Annotated in this window: 15 protein-coding genes; 7 read left to right on the top strand and 8 right to left on the bottom strand. The window is 36.4% G+C overall.

Features of this window, described 5'->3' with window-relative positions; genetic code table 11:
• Positions 1 to 107: 107 nt before the first annotated feature.
• Positions 108 to 482: a DUF1987 domain-containing protein gene (locus JKP34_RS02975; RefSeq protein ID WP_201917555.1), complete on the top strand. Its 375-nt coding sequence runs from the start codon at positions 108 to 110 to the stop codon at positions 480 to 482.
• A 3-nt stretch (positions 483 to 485) separates the two neighbouring features.
• Here JKP34_RS02975 and nth read toward each other — a convergent pair whose 3' ends face one another.
• From nth to JKP34_RS02945, 6 genes are all read right to left on the bottom strand, one after another.
• The gene (nth, locus tag JKP34_RS02970) at positions 486 to 1124 is read right to left on the bottom strand and encodes an endonuclease III (RefSeq protein WP_201917553.1); all 639 of its coding nucleotides are present in this window, start codon (positions 1122 to 1124) and stop codon (positions 486 to 488) included.
• A gap of 3 nt (positions 1125 to 1127) precedes the next feature.
• The gene (locus tag JKP34_RS02965) at positions 1128 to 1367 is read right to left on the bottom strand and encodes an anti-sigma factor (protein ID WP_201917551.1); all 240 of its coding nucleotides are present in this window, start codon (positions 1365 to 1367) and stop codon (positions 1128 to 1130) included.
• A complete protein-coding gene (locus JKP34_RS02960) occupies positions 1342 to 1947 on the bottom strand; it encodes an RNA polymerase sigma factor (RefSeq protein WP_201917549.1) in 606 nt (201 codons plus the stop codon). Before JKP34_RS02960 ends, JKP34_RS02965 begins: the two co-directional genes overlap by 26 nt.
• A gap of 340 nt (positions 1948 to 2287) precedes the next feature.
• The gene (locus JKP34_RS02955; protein ID WP_201917547.1) at positions 2288 to 4948 is read right to left on the bottom strand and encodes a right-handed parallel beta-helix repeat-containing protein; all 2661 of its coding nucleotides are present in this window, start codon (positions 4946 to 4948) and stop codon (positions 2288 to 2290) included.
• Between the two features lie 154 nt (positions 4949 to 5102).
• On the bottom strand, positions 5103 to 5819 hold the full coding sequence (locus tag JKP34_RS02950; RefSeq protein ID WP_201917545.1) for a LytR/AlgR family response regulator transcription factor: 717 nt from the start codon (positions 5817 to 5819) through the stop codon (positions 5103 to 5105).
• Positions 5788 to 7287, bottom strand: a complete 1500-nt coding sequence (locus JKP34_RS02945) for a histidine kinase (RefSeq protein WP_201917543.1) — start codon at positions 7285 to 7287, stop codon at positions 5788 to 5790. The genes JKP34_RS02950 and JKP34_RS02945 overlap by 32 nt, the downstream gene beginning before the upstream one ends.
• Positions 7288 to 7477: 190 nt before the next feature.
• Here JKP34_RS02945 and uvrA point away from each other — a divergent pair, with 190 nt between their 5' ends.
• From uvrA to JKP34_RS02925, 4 genes are all read left to right on the top strand, one after another.
• Complete coding sequence (gene uvrA, locus JKP34_RS02940; RefSeq protein ID WP_201917541.1) at positions 7478 to 10303, top strand: excinuclease ABC subunit UvrA; 2826 nt, start codon at positions 7478 to 7480, stop codon at positions 10301 to 10303.
• Between the two features lie 71 nt (positions 10304 to 10374).
• Positions 10375 to 10530 (top strand): YqaE/Pmp3 family membrane protein, encoded by a 156-nt coding sequence (locus JKP34_RS02935; RefSeq protein WP_201917539.1) that lies wholly within the window; start codon positions 10375 to 10377, stop codon positions 10528 to 10530.
• A gap of 3 nt (positions 10531 to 10533) precedes the next feature.
• A complete protein-coding gene (locus JKP34_RS02930) occupies positions 10534 to 11322 on the top strand; it encodes a DUF1206 domain-containing protein (RefSeq protein WP_201917537.1) in 789 nt (262 codons plus the stop codon).
• A 10-nt stretch (positions 11323 to 11332) separates the two neighbouring features.
• A complete protein-coding gene (locus tag JKP34_RS02925) occupies positions 11333 to 11620 on the top strand; it encodes a DUF4235 domain-containing protein (RefSeq protein WP_201917535.1) in 288 nt (95 codons plus the stop codon).
• Here the strand turns inward: JKP34_RS02925 and JKP34_RS02920 are convergent.
• Positions 11612 to 12076 (bottom strand): DUF4112 domain-containing protein, encoded by a 465-nt coding sequence (locus tag JKP34_RS02920; protein ID WP_201917533.1) that lies wholly within the window; start codon positions 12074 to 12076, stop codon positions 11612 to 11614. The genes JKP34_RS02925 and JKP34_RS02920 overlap by 9 nt on opposite strands.
• 143 nt (positions 12077 to 12219) lie before the next feature.
• Here JKP34_RS02920 and gdhA point away from each other — a divergent pair, with 143 nt between their 5' ends.
• On the top strand, positions 12220 to 13578 hold the full coding sequence (gdhA, locus tag JKP34_RS02915) for an NADP-specific glutamate dehydrogenase (RefSeq protein ID WP_201917531.1): 1359 nt from the start codon (positions 12220 to 12222) through the stop codon (positions 13576 to 13578).
• Positions 13579 to 13675: 97 nt separating this feature from the next.
• The gene (locus JKP34_RS02910) at positions 13676 to 14725 is read left to right on the top strand and encodes a sodium:calcium antiporter (protein WP_201917529.1); all 1050 of its coding nucleotides are present in this window, start codon (positions 13676 to 13678) and stop codon (positions 14723 to 14725) included.
• Positions 14726 to 14808: 83 nt separating this feature from the next.
• On the opposite strand, the gene JKP34_RS02905 is transcribed toward JKP34_RS02910, so the two are convergent.
• The gene (locus JKP34_RS02905; RefSeq protein ID WP_201917527.1) at positions 14809 to 16191 is read right to left on the bottom strand and encodes a dipeptidase; all 1383 of its coding nucleotides are present in this window, start codon (positions 16189 to 16191) and stop codon (positions 14809 to 14811) included.
• Position 16192: the final 1 nt, after the last annotated feature.

Raw genomic sequence — 16192 nt, 5'->3', positions numbered from 1 at the left:
TAACTTGAATAACACAGCTCATTGCTGTTATTATTCTAATATTTTATTACATCATTTTGAAATCAACCCTTTGCGGTTAACGATTTTTGTTAGCATATTTGAGCGTTATGTTTAGAATGTCAGGAACACACCAAAGACCTACAGTAGTCATAGATATTGAAAAAGGCTTTTTTGAAATATCAGGATCCTCAATTCCTGAAAATCCAATGGAGGTTTTTACGCCAATTTTTGACCACCTAAACACATACCTCGATAACCCTAAAGAAACTACCGAACTCAACTTCAGGCTAGATTATTTTAATACCAGCACCTCTAAATTAATGCTAGATATGATTCACAAACTGGAGGTACTTACCGAAAAAGACGGTCATGATGTGAACATCCGTTGGTTCTACAGGGAAAATGATGATGATATGATGGAAATAGGTGAAGACTTTGCCAACTTATGCAGGCTGCCTATCGAAATTATACCTTATAACTAATTTCTAAAGCTTTTCGTAGTACCTACAAAAATGGGTGATTTTACAATCATCACATTTTGGTTTCCGTGCAAGACAAACATACCTGCCATGAAGTATTAACCAATGATGCGCCAGGTGAATATATTCGTCTGGTATGTGTTTTACCAGTACCTTTTCCACCTCTAGAGGAGTTTTTGCGTTTTGATTCACAAGACCAAGTCTTTTTGAAACCCTGAATACATGCGTATCAACGGCCATTGTCGGCTGGTTGAAAATTACAGAGGCAATTACGTTAGCAGTTTTTCTACCTACGCCCGGCATTTTTTGTAAATCATCAACATCTGATGGAACCTCACTACCAAAATCATTTACCAGCATTTTGGCCATGCCGATTAAATGCTTGGTTTTATTATTCATAAAAGAGATACTCTTTATGTAAGGTAGCACTTCGTCAAAATGTGCCACCGCCAAATGTTGAGGCGTTGGGAAGGCTTCAAATAATGCAGGTGTTACGATGTTGACTCGCTTATCAGTACACTGGGCAGATAAAATAACAGCCACAAGCAATTGATACGGGTTTTCATAATGAAGTTCCGTCTCTGCCTGTGGCTGGTTTTTAGAGAAATATTCTAAAAAAGCTTCGTAGCGTTCTTTTCTTGTCATTTGCTAATCCTTAACAGGATGCAAATTAAAAGCTTTTGAATATTCTAAAATGTTATTGATGGTTTTTTCTGAAGGAGACTTCATGCTCCCGTCCATTTGCTCTTTCAGCTTTTGCAACTCGCTTAGCTGTTCCATCAAAACAGCATCGCAGGCAATCGCTTCTTTAATTTCATGATTTTCTTCTTTTGTGGTTTCATTGTACACATAACGAATTAAATCATCGTGAGTAAAAGTTTTGGTCATAGGCTATATTTGTTTGTTGCATCTTCTTCCTCAAATTAATGAGGGCGTAGCGCATTCTGCCTAATGCCGTATTTATGCTCACTCCGGTTTGATCAGCAATTTCTTTAAAACTCATGTCCATAAAGTGTCTCATAATGAGTACTTGCTTTTGAGCTTCTGGTAATTCCTGAATCAGTTTACGTAGCGATTTATGCACTTCTTTCTTCATTTGGGCATCCTCAAATGTGCCTTCGGCAAACTCAAGGGTATCGAACACGCTGAATCCATCATTAGTAACGATGGTAGGGTACCTTTTATTTTTCCTAAATTTATCAATTGCTAAATTATGTGCAATTCTTAAAATCCAGGGTAAAAATTTACCTTCCTCATTATAACGACCAGATTTGAGAGTTCGTATAGCTTTGATAAAAACTTCTTGCATTAAATCTTCAGCTACGTAACGATCTTTAACAATCATTAAAATAGTAGTGTAGATTCTTGACTTGTGACGAGTTACTAATTCTTCAAACGCTACTTCGTTACCATTAATATACTGGTGCACCAATTGGCTGTCATCCAGTTTAGTTTTCTGATTTTTCATCTTAAAACACCTATTTAGTTTGGTAGAAGTCTATCCTTATAGCGTTGAATTTTTGAGGTTATATATAAATTGTAAATCCGAAAGTATTTATTTTGACAACAACTGCAAAACAAATTTTCGCTTTATTTTCTATTGACAACATTAATGCCAAAAAGGTTGGAATGGATAAAATAAAATTGAAAAAGGGGCGTTTGGGGCGATTTAACAAACATTGAGAAATTAGTAATTTAACGAGACTTCCTAAAATAATAAAAGCCACCAGTAAAAAAACTGATGGCTTTACGGTTGTAGAAGAAAATACTACTCCACACTTGTTTAGAGTGAGGTAGTATTTTACATTTTAAAATACATTTCCAGATGTATTATTAGTAAATGTGTTGTTAGCTGCTCCAGCTTCTATATCATTGATTGTTCCTTGAAAATACACGCCAAAGCCCTCTCCATTTGAAATAGTCGAGTTAGTTAAAGTTAATCGAGCATTACCATTTCCGGCAATTGACGTTTTCTCATCTATGAAATTATCTAAATCAGTTGTCTCATTACCTCCTGCTAAATTAACGGTCACAAAATCTAACACATTACGCGCATCTGAAGTGTAAAACTTTAAACCACCCCAAGCAATTTCACCTGCTTCATTAGAAGATGTAAATAAAATTGGGTCTCCAGAAGTACCTTCAGCATTAAGATAACCAGCACTTCGAACATCAAAGTCTAAATCCTCATCAAAATCTATTTGGACTCCAGGATTTAAGGTTAACCCATTGTTTATGGTGACATCTGCAACGACATTATAACGTGCAGTACCATTTAAATTTACCCATGTGCTTTCATCGCTAATATTTCCGTATACTTCAATAGCATATGAGTCTCCACTGAAAGTCGTTGCCTCATCTATACTTGATGCTTCATTGGCCGGTAAGCCTACATGAGCTCTGGTATTTTCACTAAATGTATTGGCTTGGAAGCTTTCAAACTCACCGTATCTTACATATACACCATACCCTCCACTATTTGAAACTTCCGTATTATTAAGTTTTAGTTTAGCATCGTTTCTAATAGCTATCCCAGCTTTTACATCTACAAAATCTGAAAAACTAGTATAATTCGAATTACCAGCATTAGTAATTATACAGTGGGTTAGCTCATTTTGCACACTTGTACTAGTGAACTCAATACCTTTCCATAATATTCCCGATGAAGGATTGATGCTATTGAATTCAATTTTATTTGACTCAGAACCGGTAGCGCGTAAAACACCATTCGCACTTACTAAAATATTGACATCTTCAGCCATGTTTAACTTAGTGCCTTCTTCAATATTTAAGAAAGTTGCAACATCTAAGCTTCCAGAAACATAATAAGCAGAAGAATTACTTAAAAAAGAAAGAGTAAATTCGCCTGACTCATCTATAGTTGAACCATATATTTCTACGGCCTTATCATTAGCTGTGAAAGTAGAGGCGTTATCTATCATGGTTGCCTGCTGTAAATCCAGACCTATTCCAGCTAAAGTATTATCACTAAAAGTATTGTTTTCAAATGAATTTAAAACACCATAACGAATATACATACCATAGCCACCACTATTGCTAATAGTAGAATTGGTAAGGTTTAATTCTCCATTGCTACGAATAGCTATAGATGCAGGAACATCTACAAAATCGGCAAAACTGGTATAATCATCACCACCAGCATTGTCAATATCAGCATAAGAAATCTCATTTTGTGAGCTTGTTGAAGTAATTTCAATTCCTTTCCATAATATTCCTCCAGAAGGATTAGCACTATTAAATGAAATTCTACTATCTGAACTTCCTATTGCTTTAAAGGTACCAGCAGGATCAACAAAGATGCTTACATCTTCAGCCATTTCTAAGAATGCACCTGCCTCAATATTAAATACTGATTCAATTGAAAGGTTTCCTGAAACGTAGTATGCTGATGTGCCATCTAGTTTTGAGAGTGTAGTTTCACTTGATTCAGTAATACCCGAACCATATATTTCTACCGCATGTTGATTGTTTGTGAAGGTTGTGGCTCCATCAATTTTGACAGCTTCTGTTAAATTAACACCCAAACCAGCATTGCTATTATTTTCAAATGAATTCTCACTAAAAGACAGCAACTCTCCGAAGCGGACATACATTCCATAGCCTCCACTTTCAGAAATCAAAGAATTGTTAAGGTTTAATCTACCATTAGAATGAATTGCGATTGCTGCCGGCACATCAACAAAATCCGCAAAACTTGTATATTCTGCTCCTCCTGCATATTTAATCTCCGTATTGGAAATTGAATTATTTGATAATGTGGAAACTATTTCAATACCTTTCCAAAGCACTTCTCCTTCTTCATTGCTTGAGGTCATAATAATCTTATTGCCTGTATCACCCTCAGATATAAGCGTTCCTTCCGCAGCTATAAAGAAATTTACGTCCTCATCAAACTCAACTATAACACCAGGATTAATGGTTAACGCAGCTTCTACACTGATACTATTGGTAACTCTATAATCAGGTGTTTCATCATCATAAATATCTTCCCAAACAGTGTCTTCCGTTACATCAGAATCAATAATAACAGTTTGTTGCTCTGGTTCTTCAACTGTAATAAGCACCTCGTCTGTATCCTCTTTGCTGGTTTCGTCATCGCTATCGTCAGAATCATCATCGTCCGAAACTGTTAAGGTTGCAGTATAACTACCTGCAACATCAGGGATAAATTGTACCTGCACATTTTCATTATTATCTATGGAGACAGAACTTCCAGATGGTTGACTTGTTAATTCCCATGAATAACTTAATGGATCATTATCATCATCTGATGAGTTTCCTCCATCTAATGTTACTGTTTCTCCTAAGGTTATGGTAATATCATCTCCTGCATCAGCAGTAGGAGCCGTGTTGTTTCCATCCATGTCATCTGAATCGTCTGTATCATCGCAACTAAATATGACACCTACGAATAGCATCAGCATTAAAATTTTAGTAATCTGTTTCATAATAGTTAGTAGTTTTTCTCTTCTTTTTAAATTAAAAAAGTAATATTTTTTCTTTACAAAGAACAATATTAACTATAAGACTACTACATTTCAAGTAGCAAATAGTAGATAAACCACTAGAATGAGTAAATGGTCAGTTGTAATGAGTAAGCAGTTACAGGTTTAAATACTTATGAACCTTTTCTCTGTAGCTTTTTGATACGGGTATCATTTTTCCACCAGACATCTCTAAGGTTCCTCCGTCTCTTTTAAGGTATTTTTTTATGTGTTTACTATTGACTAAGTAAGACTGATGAACTCTTAGAAAAGATTTTTCATGAATAGCCTGTTCCACATATTTCAAGGTCTTGCTAACCGTTTTTGACTCACCGTTTAATAAGCGAATAATACAGTAATTATCATTAGATTCACACGAGATGATTTCATTATAAGGAATAAAGGTTGTTCCATGCAGGTCATTAACCGCTAATTTTTCTTTTGAGAATATACTCTCTGCTTCATTAATTGATTGGTAAAGCTTACTAACAACTTCAGTAAGTTCTTCTGAATTGATAGGCTTCAATAAAAAGGCTTCCGCTTTAAATTTATACGCAGGTATAGCATATTTACTATGGGCGGTTGTGAATACTATTTTGGCATCTATATCACCAATGCTTTCAAGAAATTCAAGGCCATTCATTCCTGGCAAATCAATGTCTAAAAAAATAATATCAGGATGAGACTTATTGATCTGAGCAGTAGCAGCTATCACATTCTGAACTTCGCCAATGATAGTTAGCTGATTATTACAGTGCCTTTCGAGATCGAAACGCAAAGTGTCTAGACAATGCTGCTCATCATCAACTAATAGTACTTTTAATTTTCTTTCCATTTATAATAATTGGTAAGTTCAAAATTACTTGTGTTCCAGAAGGTTTATCATAATCATCTTTTAAATCAATTATTTGCAGACTGGATTTCTGAAAATTTAATAGCTCCAATCTTTGGCGTGTTAAATCAGTAGCCATCGACTTATTCTTTCCTTCATGAATTACCGCGGTTTTTTCCATTGATCGTCCTTTACCATTATCAATTACTACAACTTTTAGCTGGTCTTCTACCTGATTAATGTTCAGTTCAAGTAGTTGTTCAGGGGTTGATTGGTCAAAAGCATGCACAATTGAGTTTTCTAAAAACGGCTGAAATATTAAAGGAGGTATCTCTACTTGACTTAAGTTAATGTCACTATCTATGTTCTTTTCAAAAACAAAATTCTCAGAGCCTCGCATTTGTTCAATGCGAACGTAGATATCGATCATCTTTAACTCTTCCGCTAAGGACACATAATTATGCTCGCTACTCTCTAATATATATCTCACCAATCGGGAAAAATCTGTGAGATAGTCATAAGCCTGATGGGGATTCTCTTTTATTATCATGGCCCTGATAGCATTAAGCGCATTGAAAAGGAAATGTGGTTTCATTTGTGCCCTCAATGCTTTCATTTTCATTTGGTCTACCTCTTTTTCTAAAGATAGCCGCATCACTTTCTGCTTTTCTTCTTCAACGGTTTGCTGTTCTTTTAAAAGCGCTTCACTTCTTTGAAGTACTTGCTTTTTAAGATCTTCATTGTATTGCTCCAATAATTTTTCTTTTTCATAAGTTTCTGACATCATCCGCTCGCGAAACAAGTTCCTTTCATCTTGAATAATTTTAGACCTGTATGCCAAACCAAGAGTGAAAATAATAATCTCAATAAGGGTTCCTATGCGCATGTATACCACATTCAAGGCAAAAACAGAAATTATAGCTCCTATTAAAAAAACAATGGAACCAATCACATAAAAAACTGCTAATTTATTTTTGCTGTTTTTTAGTACAGTTACTTGAAAATAGATAGCCATCACTGTGCCTATCAGTCTTTCAATATTGATTAACCAATAATAAAATTGTGAGTTATTGTAGGTGATTATATTGATTAAAGATAGCGCTATTGCAACAAGAAATAGTATTCTGGTATAATAGGCCGCGCGATAAAACTTTGGATAATCTTTTTTAGCATTGAGGAATAAAATGCCGAATTGTAGAGCAGCAAAATGAGCTACATATTGAAAAGTGTGAGTCAATAACTTAGTTATTCTAGGGAAAAAGAATTCTATATCCTGAATAATATTTACGTAAATAAGTGTTGATCTAGAAAAGAGATATAAACCTACAGTGAATATATAAATGGCATAATATAAATAAATGGCTTTGCTATCGTAGAAGTATACACTCAAAGCATACACAAATACAAGTAACATGGCTCCTGCAAAGCCAAAATTTACAAAATCGTACCAGGGAATTTCTTCTACCTTCATGAGAATCTACTGGCTTTTAGAAAACAGTTTATTAGATATAAAATAATCAATTTACAAGTTAATACTCTGACTCTTAAAGTATAGCAAAATATCTGAAAAGAAATCTTTCTTTAAGGATCAACGATGAACTTTTAACTCTTAAATCAACAAATGCTACTGAAGTATGTTAGTGTTTTTATCTTTGTAGCTTATGAAAACAGCAGAACTTGCAATTCCGGTGTCTGATTTTGACAAATTAGACCCTAAAAAATATATAATTATAAAAGGCGCCAAGGTTAATAACCTGAAAAACCTCAGTGTTGCCATTCCCAGAAATAAGCTTGTAGTCGTTACTGGCTTGTCGGGATCAGGTAAATCTTCCTTAGCTTTTGACACATTGTTTGCTGAAGGACAGCGCATGTATGTTGAAAGTCTGAGTTCTTATGCTCGGCAATTCCTGGGTAGGATGGAAAAACCTGAGGTAGATTACATTAAAGGTGTTGCTCCTGCTATTGCTATCGAGCAAAAAGTAAATACTCGTAATCCTCGCTCTACCGTTGGCACTACAACTGAGATCTATGATTACCTCAAATTGCTTTTCGCCAGGGTGGGTGTAACATATTCTCCGATTAGTAATGAGCCCGTAAAAAGAGATACCGTCAGTAGCATCTCTGATTATATCCACAGTAAAGATGAGGATACTAAACTGATGATTCTTTCTCCTTTGATTATACAAGATGGGAGGACACTTAAAAAGGAATTAGAATTACTTTTAAGTAAAGGTTATACCAGAATTTTGGCAGATGGTGAGGTAATGTTTATTGAAGATACCATTCCAGATGCCAAGAATTTTGAAAAGAAAAATATAGAAATCTTAATTGACAGAACAACTGTTAAAAAAGATGATGAGGATAATCAATTCAGAATTGCTGACTCTATTCAGACTGCTTTCTTTGAAGGGCATGGCGAATGTTCAATTGATTTTGTCAGAGATGAGAAAGTTAGTTTTAATGATAGATTCGAAAAAGATGGAATGCTTTTCGAAGAGCCCAGCGTAAACCTTTTCAGCTTTAACAATCCGTATGGAGCCTGCCGAACCTGTGAAGGATTTGGTAAGGTTTTAGGCATCGATGAAGACCTGGTTATTCCTGATAAAAGTCTTTCGGTTTATGAAGGGGCTATTGCTCCCTGGAAAGGTGAAACCATGAAAAAGTGGGCTCAACCGCTTTTAAAGCATGGCATTGAATTCGACTTTCCTATTCACAGACCTATAGAAGAATTAGATCCTGAACACATAGAACTTCTTTGGAAAGGTAATAAGTATTTCAAGGGTCTGAATGATTTCTTCAAACACCTTCAATCGAAAAGCCATAAAATACAGTATAGGGTCATGCTTTCTCGCTATCGTGGGCGAACCACTTGTCCTGATTGCAAAGGCACTAGATTGAGAAAAGATGCCGGGTACGTAAAAATCAATAATGCATCAATCATTGAATTGGTGCTAAAACCCGTTGATGAACTGCTGGACTTCTTCAACACCATTGAATTACAGCCTCATGAAAAGAAGGTAGCCAATAGAATATTAAAAGAAATTGTCAGCCGCCTTGAATATTTACTAGAAGTAGGACTTAGCTACCTCACCTTAAATAGACTTACTTCAACCCTTTCAGGTGGCGAGTTTCAGCGAATCAAATTAGCAACTTCGCTTGGCAGTGCTTTGGTTGGTTCTATGTACATCCTCGATGAGCCATCCATTGGGCTTCATCCGAGAGACACAAAGCGTTTAGTTAATGTGTTAAAAACCTTAAGAGACCTTGGCAACACGGTTATCGTGGTTGAACATGAAGAGGAAGTAATGCTTGAGGCCGATCAAATTATTGATATTGGGCCAGATGCGGGCGCTCATGGAGGAAAGCTTGTTTTTCAAGGTAATTTGGATGACTTAAAATCTGCTGACAATACGCACACAGCACATTTCCTGAATGGCAGCCAAGAAGTGGCTGTGCCTAAGAATAGAAGGAAATGGAAAAATGCAGTAAGAGTAATTGGCGCTAAAGAGAATAACCTGAAAATTCCTTCATTAGATATTCCATTGGGAGTATTAACAGTGGTTACTGGTGTAAGTGGATCGGGTAAATCTACCTTGATTAAGAAAATACTTTATCCATCATTAGCTAAAATAATAGGACAAGGTGCTACTGAAAGCACTGGTAAAATGGACAAACTAGAAGGTGACTACCGAAGTGTTAAGTCTATTGAGTTTGTTGATCAAAATCCTATTGGAAAATCATCGCGCTCAAATCCTGTTACTTATGTAAAAGCTTATGATGCTATCCGCTCCCTTTTTGCAGATCAAACCTTAGCCAAACAGCGCGGCTACAAACCGGCACATTTTTCTTTTAATGTAGATGGTGGCCGATGCGACATGTGTCAAGGCGAGGGCATTCAGAAAATTGAAATGCAGTTCATGGCCGATATTGAACTTACTTGTGAAAGTTGTGGAGGTAAGCGCTTCAAAAATGAAATTCTTGACATCACCTATAAGGATAAAAACATTGCTGAGATTTTAGATTTAACAGTTGAAGAAGGTTTAGAATTCTTTGAAGATCAGACTCCTATCATCAATAAGCTGAAACCACTTTTTGACGTGGGCTTAGGCTACATTACCCTGGGTCAGTCTTCTAATTCATTAAGTGGTGGTGAGGCACAGCGTGTTAAGTTAGCGAGTTACCTGGGCAAGGGAGGAAGCATCAAAAACGATCATAACCTCTTTATTTTTGATGAGCCTACAACAGGCTTGCATTTTCATGACATTAAAAAATTAATGGAATCCATCAATGCGCTCATTGAAGAGGGTAACTCGGTAATTATCATTGAACATAATATGGAAGTAATTAAAACAGCTGATTGGATTATTGATTTAGGTCCTGAAGGTGGTGTTAATGGCGGTAAGGTGGTTTTTGAAGGCTTACCAGAGGATATGGTTAAATTAGAGGAAAACCATACTGCTGATTTTTTAAAGCTTAAAATTGTGTAAGGCTTCTCAAATACCTAAACAATTAATACAAGTGTAGGTTACTCATAGTATCAATTCTAAAACTTTTTAATATGAGCATCTTACAAATTATTTTAGCTATTTTTCTTCCACCTGTTGCAGTAGTATTAGAAAAAGGCGTCTCTGCAGCCTTCTTTTGGAACATTCTTTGGACGTTATTAGGAGGCTTACCAGGTATTATTCACGCATTCTGGGTTTTAAGTAAATAAGGCATGAGTGATAAAAAGGAAAAAATCGCTCGCTTTGGAATTGCTACCAAAGGTTTTGTTTATTGCTTAATAGGAGCTTTGACGGTAATGGCCGCAATAGGCTCTGGTGGTAAGAAAACTGGTAAGTCTGGTGTACTAGAAACACTTTCCGCACAGCCATTTGGTCAAATATTATTAGGACTAACTGCACTAGGCTTGATAGGCTTTGTATTTTGGAGATTTTATCAGGCCATCGCTGATCCTGAAGATAAAGGAGATGACTTAAAAGGCATATTTAATAGATTAGGTTATTCTGTATCAGGAATTTTTTATGGAATTCTTGCTGTAACAGCCATTAAATATACTTTTATGGGAAATAGTGGCTCAGGTGGCGAAGGTGGAAACGAATCAGTAGTAAGTACACTTTTAAGCAAACCTTATGGTCAAATTCTTGTAGGAATTGTTGGTGCTGCATTTCTAGGGAAAGCCATATATCAATTATATAGAGCGTATTCCGGAAATTTTAAAGATAAGGTTCAGGCTGCTGAGCTTGATAGTAAAACCGAAAATTTTGTATTAAAATCAGGCTATGTGGGATATACAGCACGTGGATTGGTTATTTTGGTTATTTCATACCTCACTTTTGTTGCTGCATTTACGGCAAACTCCAATTCTGCCGGAGGAACAAAAGACGCTTTTCAATTTGTACAAAATGAATTCGGCACTATTGTGTTAGCTGTAATTGCTGCTGGCCTTTTCACATACGGCTTTTTTATGTTCGTTAAATCCAGATACAGAAGTATAAATATTTGATTAACCAGCTATGAGCAAAAAGAATAAATTAACAAGTAAGAATTACTCCATTTTAGAAACTGCATTGGTATTTGGCGCTAGTTGGATAGTAAAAGAAGCTATTAAAAAGACATATGAAAAAACTACGAAAAAGCCTGCTCCTGAGAATTTAGCCTCACAACATAATAATACATTAGAGGTTTTCACTTTTGCATTTAGCTTAGCCTTGGTAAGCGCAACAGTTAAAATATTTACTCGCAAGGGCCTAACTCAAAAATGGGAGAAAGAAGGTGGTGAACTTCCAAAAAAACTAAAGTAGTGGTTCAAGAAATTCTACTGTCTCATTTAGAACCAGTATTGTGAGGTAAACTAAGCCTACCAATATCGCTAAAACCACAAGCAACACCAATGCTAGTAAAAATTTTCCACTACCTTGGTATTTACCCTCTTCATAATAAACTTTAAGTAATTTAAGGTTTTTCTCATTGGAGCGGTAGTAAACATCGAAGATGGTTCCCAGAACCGGTATGGAGCCAAAAATCACATCTATTGAAGAATTGATTAACATACGCATCAACAATTCGCCAGAAGCACCATTTCTTTTTATCGTGTAAATAATTACCAGGCTGACAATGTAAGTCACCAAATCCCCAGCAGCTGGCACAATACTAAATAAAGGATCAAGCCCAAACTTAATTTTTGTACCAGGAATTGTAAACTTAGTATCCAACCATTCCGAAACTACCTCTATCCATTTTGTATTTGGTGCTGACATCTTACCCAGGTTCAAATATTGAATTTACGTAACTATAAGTCTACTTTTTTGTTGAAAGAACTTAATCTTGATTATCAAGAAGTTTAGCTGAAAAACATTTAAAAAAATCTGTACTTTTACAGTAAACCTTAAAATGAATCCAGATGTCAGAAAACGAATTAATCGAGCGTATTAAGGACAGAAACCCAAATGAACCAGAGTTTCTACAAGCGGTCGAGGAAGTAATTTCTTCAGTTAGTAAAGTACTCAAAAAACATCCCGAATATCATCAACTGCGTATTCTTGAACGTATGGCCGAACCGGAAAGACTCATCTCATTCCGTGTTAATTGGCTAGATGACGAGGGCAATGTCCAAGTAAATAGGGGATTTCGAGTACAAATGAATAGTGCGCTAGGTCCTTATAAAGGTGGGCTACGTTTTCACCCATCGGTTAACCAAAGCATCCTTAAATTTTTGGCTTTTGAGCAAATCTTCAAAAATGCCTTAACTGGGTTGCCATTAGGCGGTGGCAAAGGGGGATCTGATTTTAATCCAAAAGGTAAATCAGACAACGAAATCATGCGTTTTTGCCAGGCATTTATGTCAGAGCTTTTTCGTCACATTGGTCATTTCACAGATGTGCCTGCCGGAGATATAGGGGTTGGTAGCCGAGAAATTGGCTATATGTTTGGTGCCTACAAAAAATTGCAAAATGATTTTACCGGAGTACTTACTGGTAAAGGTCCAAAATGGGGAGGAAGTGCCATAAGACCTGAAGCTACAGGTTACGGTTTAGTCTATTTTGCCGAAAACATGCTTAAAAGCGTTGATAAAGAAATTAAAGGTAAAAGCTGTATAGTTTCCGGTGCCGGAAATGTAGCACAGTTTACTTTAGAAAAACTTATACAACTAGGTGCCAAGCCTGTTACAGTTTCTGATTCTGGTGGTTTCATTTACGATGAGGATGGTATTGATGAAGAAAAGTTAGAGCACATCAAGCATATCAAAAATGTATCACGTGGTAGAATTTCTGAGTATACTGAAAAATACTCCAATGCCGAATACACAGAGGTAAACAGTGATGATGACTTCAACCCTTTATGGCAAACAAAGGCTGAGTGTGTATTTCCTTGTGCTACTCAGAATGAAATCAACGAAAAAGATGCTAAGCACTTAACTGATAACAAAATCATTTTGCTAGCGGAAGGTGCAAATATGCCATGTACAGCTGAAGCCATAGATGTACTTCAGGAGTCTAAAGTTTTGTATTCACCAGGAAAAGCTTCTAATGCTGGAGGCGTGGGTGTATCAGGGCTTGAAATGACTCAAAACAGAATGGGCGTTTATTGGACTCGTGAAGAAGTTGACGAAAAGTTAAAAGGCATTATGAAGCGTATTCATGATGACTGCCTTGAAACGGTTGAAACCTATGAACTGAGTGATCATAACTACATGGAAGCGGCCAATATTCATGGTTTCTTGAAAGTGGCCGAAGCTATGAAGGCTCAAGGCGTAGTTTAATAACGTTCGCTTTATTTAATTTAAAATCCATTTTTGTATATTATGCCGTAGTTGAGTCTATTGATGTCTACTTACGCGTAAAGCTTAACATAATTATATGATAGAATTACTCATGTATCTGGCCATAATAGTTGCCTGTTCCTGGATTGTTTGGAAAGGTGGCAGCCTTTTAGAAGAGTCTTCTGAAAAATTGGCCGAATATTATGAATTACCTCCTTTGGTGCAAGGTACTATTATTGCAGCCATAGGTTCCAGTTTTCCTGAACTGGCAGCTACTGTATTATCAACCTCCATTCATGGTAAATTTGATTTAGGTGTTTCTGCCATAGTAGGTTCAGCTATTTTTAATATTCTGGTGATACCCGGAATATCGGGGGTAATTGTTAAAAAGATGCCTACAGACATCATGCTCATCTATAAGGATGCGCAGTATTATATTATTTCAGTTTGTATTCTAATGATTGCCTTCGCCTTAGCAGTCATTTATTTCCCAACTGTGGAAGTAGGTACTGAAGCTTATCAAACAGGTGTAATGACACGCTGGATAGCTATCATCCCTATAGCATTCTATGGCCTCTACCTCTTTATTCAAAGTATGGAGACAAGGGATTTCCGTAGAAATTTAGAGCGCAAAGAAATTCTAGGCGTAGAGAAAGATAAAATTAAAGTAGGTAAAGAATGGTTCAAGCTAACTATAAGTCTGGTCTTAATTATTGGTAGTGTTGAAGGCTTAGTAAGTGGAGCCATTTTCTTAGGTGAATTCTTTAATGTGCCTGACTTCATATGGGGTGTTACCATAGTGGCAGGTGCCACAAGTATTCCTGATGCTGTTGTAAGTATAAAGATTGCCCGTAAGTTTCAAGGATCTGTTAGTTTAGGCAATGTATTAGGAAGCAATATTTTTGATTTGCTCGTGGCTGTTCCAGTGGGAGTACTTATTGCAGGTACGGCTGTTGTTAACTTCACTGTGGCAGCGCCATTGATGCTTTTCTTAGGGTTGATAACAATAGTGCTATTTATATTCCTTAGAACTAATTTACATCTGTTGAGATGGGAGGGAATGGTGCTTCTTGCACTCTACCTATTATTTGTTATCTGGATGGTGCTGGAAACACTAGGAGTAACATCGTTCGTTATTCAACAATAATGAAGAACTCAGAAATAAGGAAATTAAAAAAGCCAGTTAGATTTAAATCTAACTGGCTTTTTTAATTAGGATAACTGGACTAATTACTTCTTAGCTGTTTCAGCAAACCTTTGATGAAATAATGCTACAGTCTCAATTCCTTTAAGGTAATTCTCCACACCAAAGCTCTCATTCGGAGAGTGGATAGCATCAGAGTTTAAGCCAAAACCCATTAAGATACTATCAAGCTTCAATACCTCTTTGAATAGTGCAACAATAGGAATACTTCCTCCTTCTCTTGTAGGAATAGGTCTTTTACCCCAAACCTTTTCAAAAGCATCTTCAGCTGCTCTATAAGCATCAGAATCTGTTGAGCTCACTACTGGAGTAGCTCCATGATGTGGTTTTACATCAACTTTCACGCTATCCGGAGCAATGTCTTCAAAATGCTTTTTGAATAGCTCGGTGATTTCTCTGTGGTTTTGATCAGGCACAAGACGCATAGATATTTTGGCATAAGCCTTTGATGGTAAAACCGTTTTAGCTCCTTCACCAGTGTAACCACCCCAAATACCGTTAACATCTAAAGTAGGTCTAATTCCTTGGCGTTCTAAAGTATTATATCCTGCTTCGCCTTCTACATCATCAATCGCTAAATCGCTTTTGAAATCATCTAAGCTGAAAGGTGCCAGATTCATTTTCTTGCGCTCTTCATTGGTTAGCTCAACCACTTTATCATAAAAGCCAGGGACAGTTATCTTCTTATTTTCATCCTGAAGAGATGCTATCATTCTACAAAGCACATTAATAGGGTTGGCAACTGCTCCTCCGTATACACCAGAGTGTAAGTCACGGTTAGGGCCTGTTATTTCAACTTCAAGATAGCTCAATCCTTTCAAGCTGACAGCCATTGAAGGATGTTCATTAGCAATCATGGAAGTATCTGAAATGACAATAATATCAGCCTTAAGCTTTTCAGTGTTTTCCTTGATGTATGTTTCCAAACTTTCTGATCCAACTTCCTCTTCGCCTTCAATCATGAATTTAACGTTGCAAGGCACGCCACCATTTTGCATCATCATTTCAAAGGCTTTAACATGAATATACATCTGACCCTTATCATCTGCTGAACCTCTGGCTACAATTTTACCATTCTTTATTACAGGATTAAAAGGCTCTGATTCCCAAAGTTCATATGGGTCTGCTGGTTGTACATCATAATGACCATACACCAACACGGTAGGTAATGAAGGATCAATTATTTTATCAGCATAAACAATTGGGTTACCGGCTGTTTCGCAAACTTCAACATTCTCAGCACCAGCTGCCTCAAATTTGGTTTTCAGAAAGTCAGCAGCTTTTAGTACATCTGTCTTAAACTTTTTGTCAGCACTAACACTAGGGATTCTTAATAGGTCAAAAAGCTCATCTAAAAAGCGTTGTTTATTGTCTTGTAAATATTGGCTGGTTTGTTCTTTGGTAATCATA

Source organism: Marivirga atlantica, from assembly GCF_016734805.1.
Lineage (GTDB): Bacteria > Bacteroidota > Bacteroidia > Cytophagales > Cyclobacteriaceae > Marivirga > Marivirga atlantica.
This window is presented reverse-complemented; position numbering and strand designations above follow the sequence as displayed.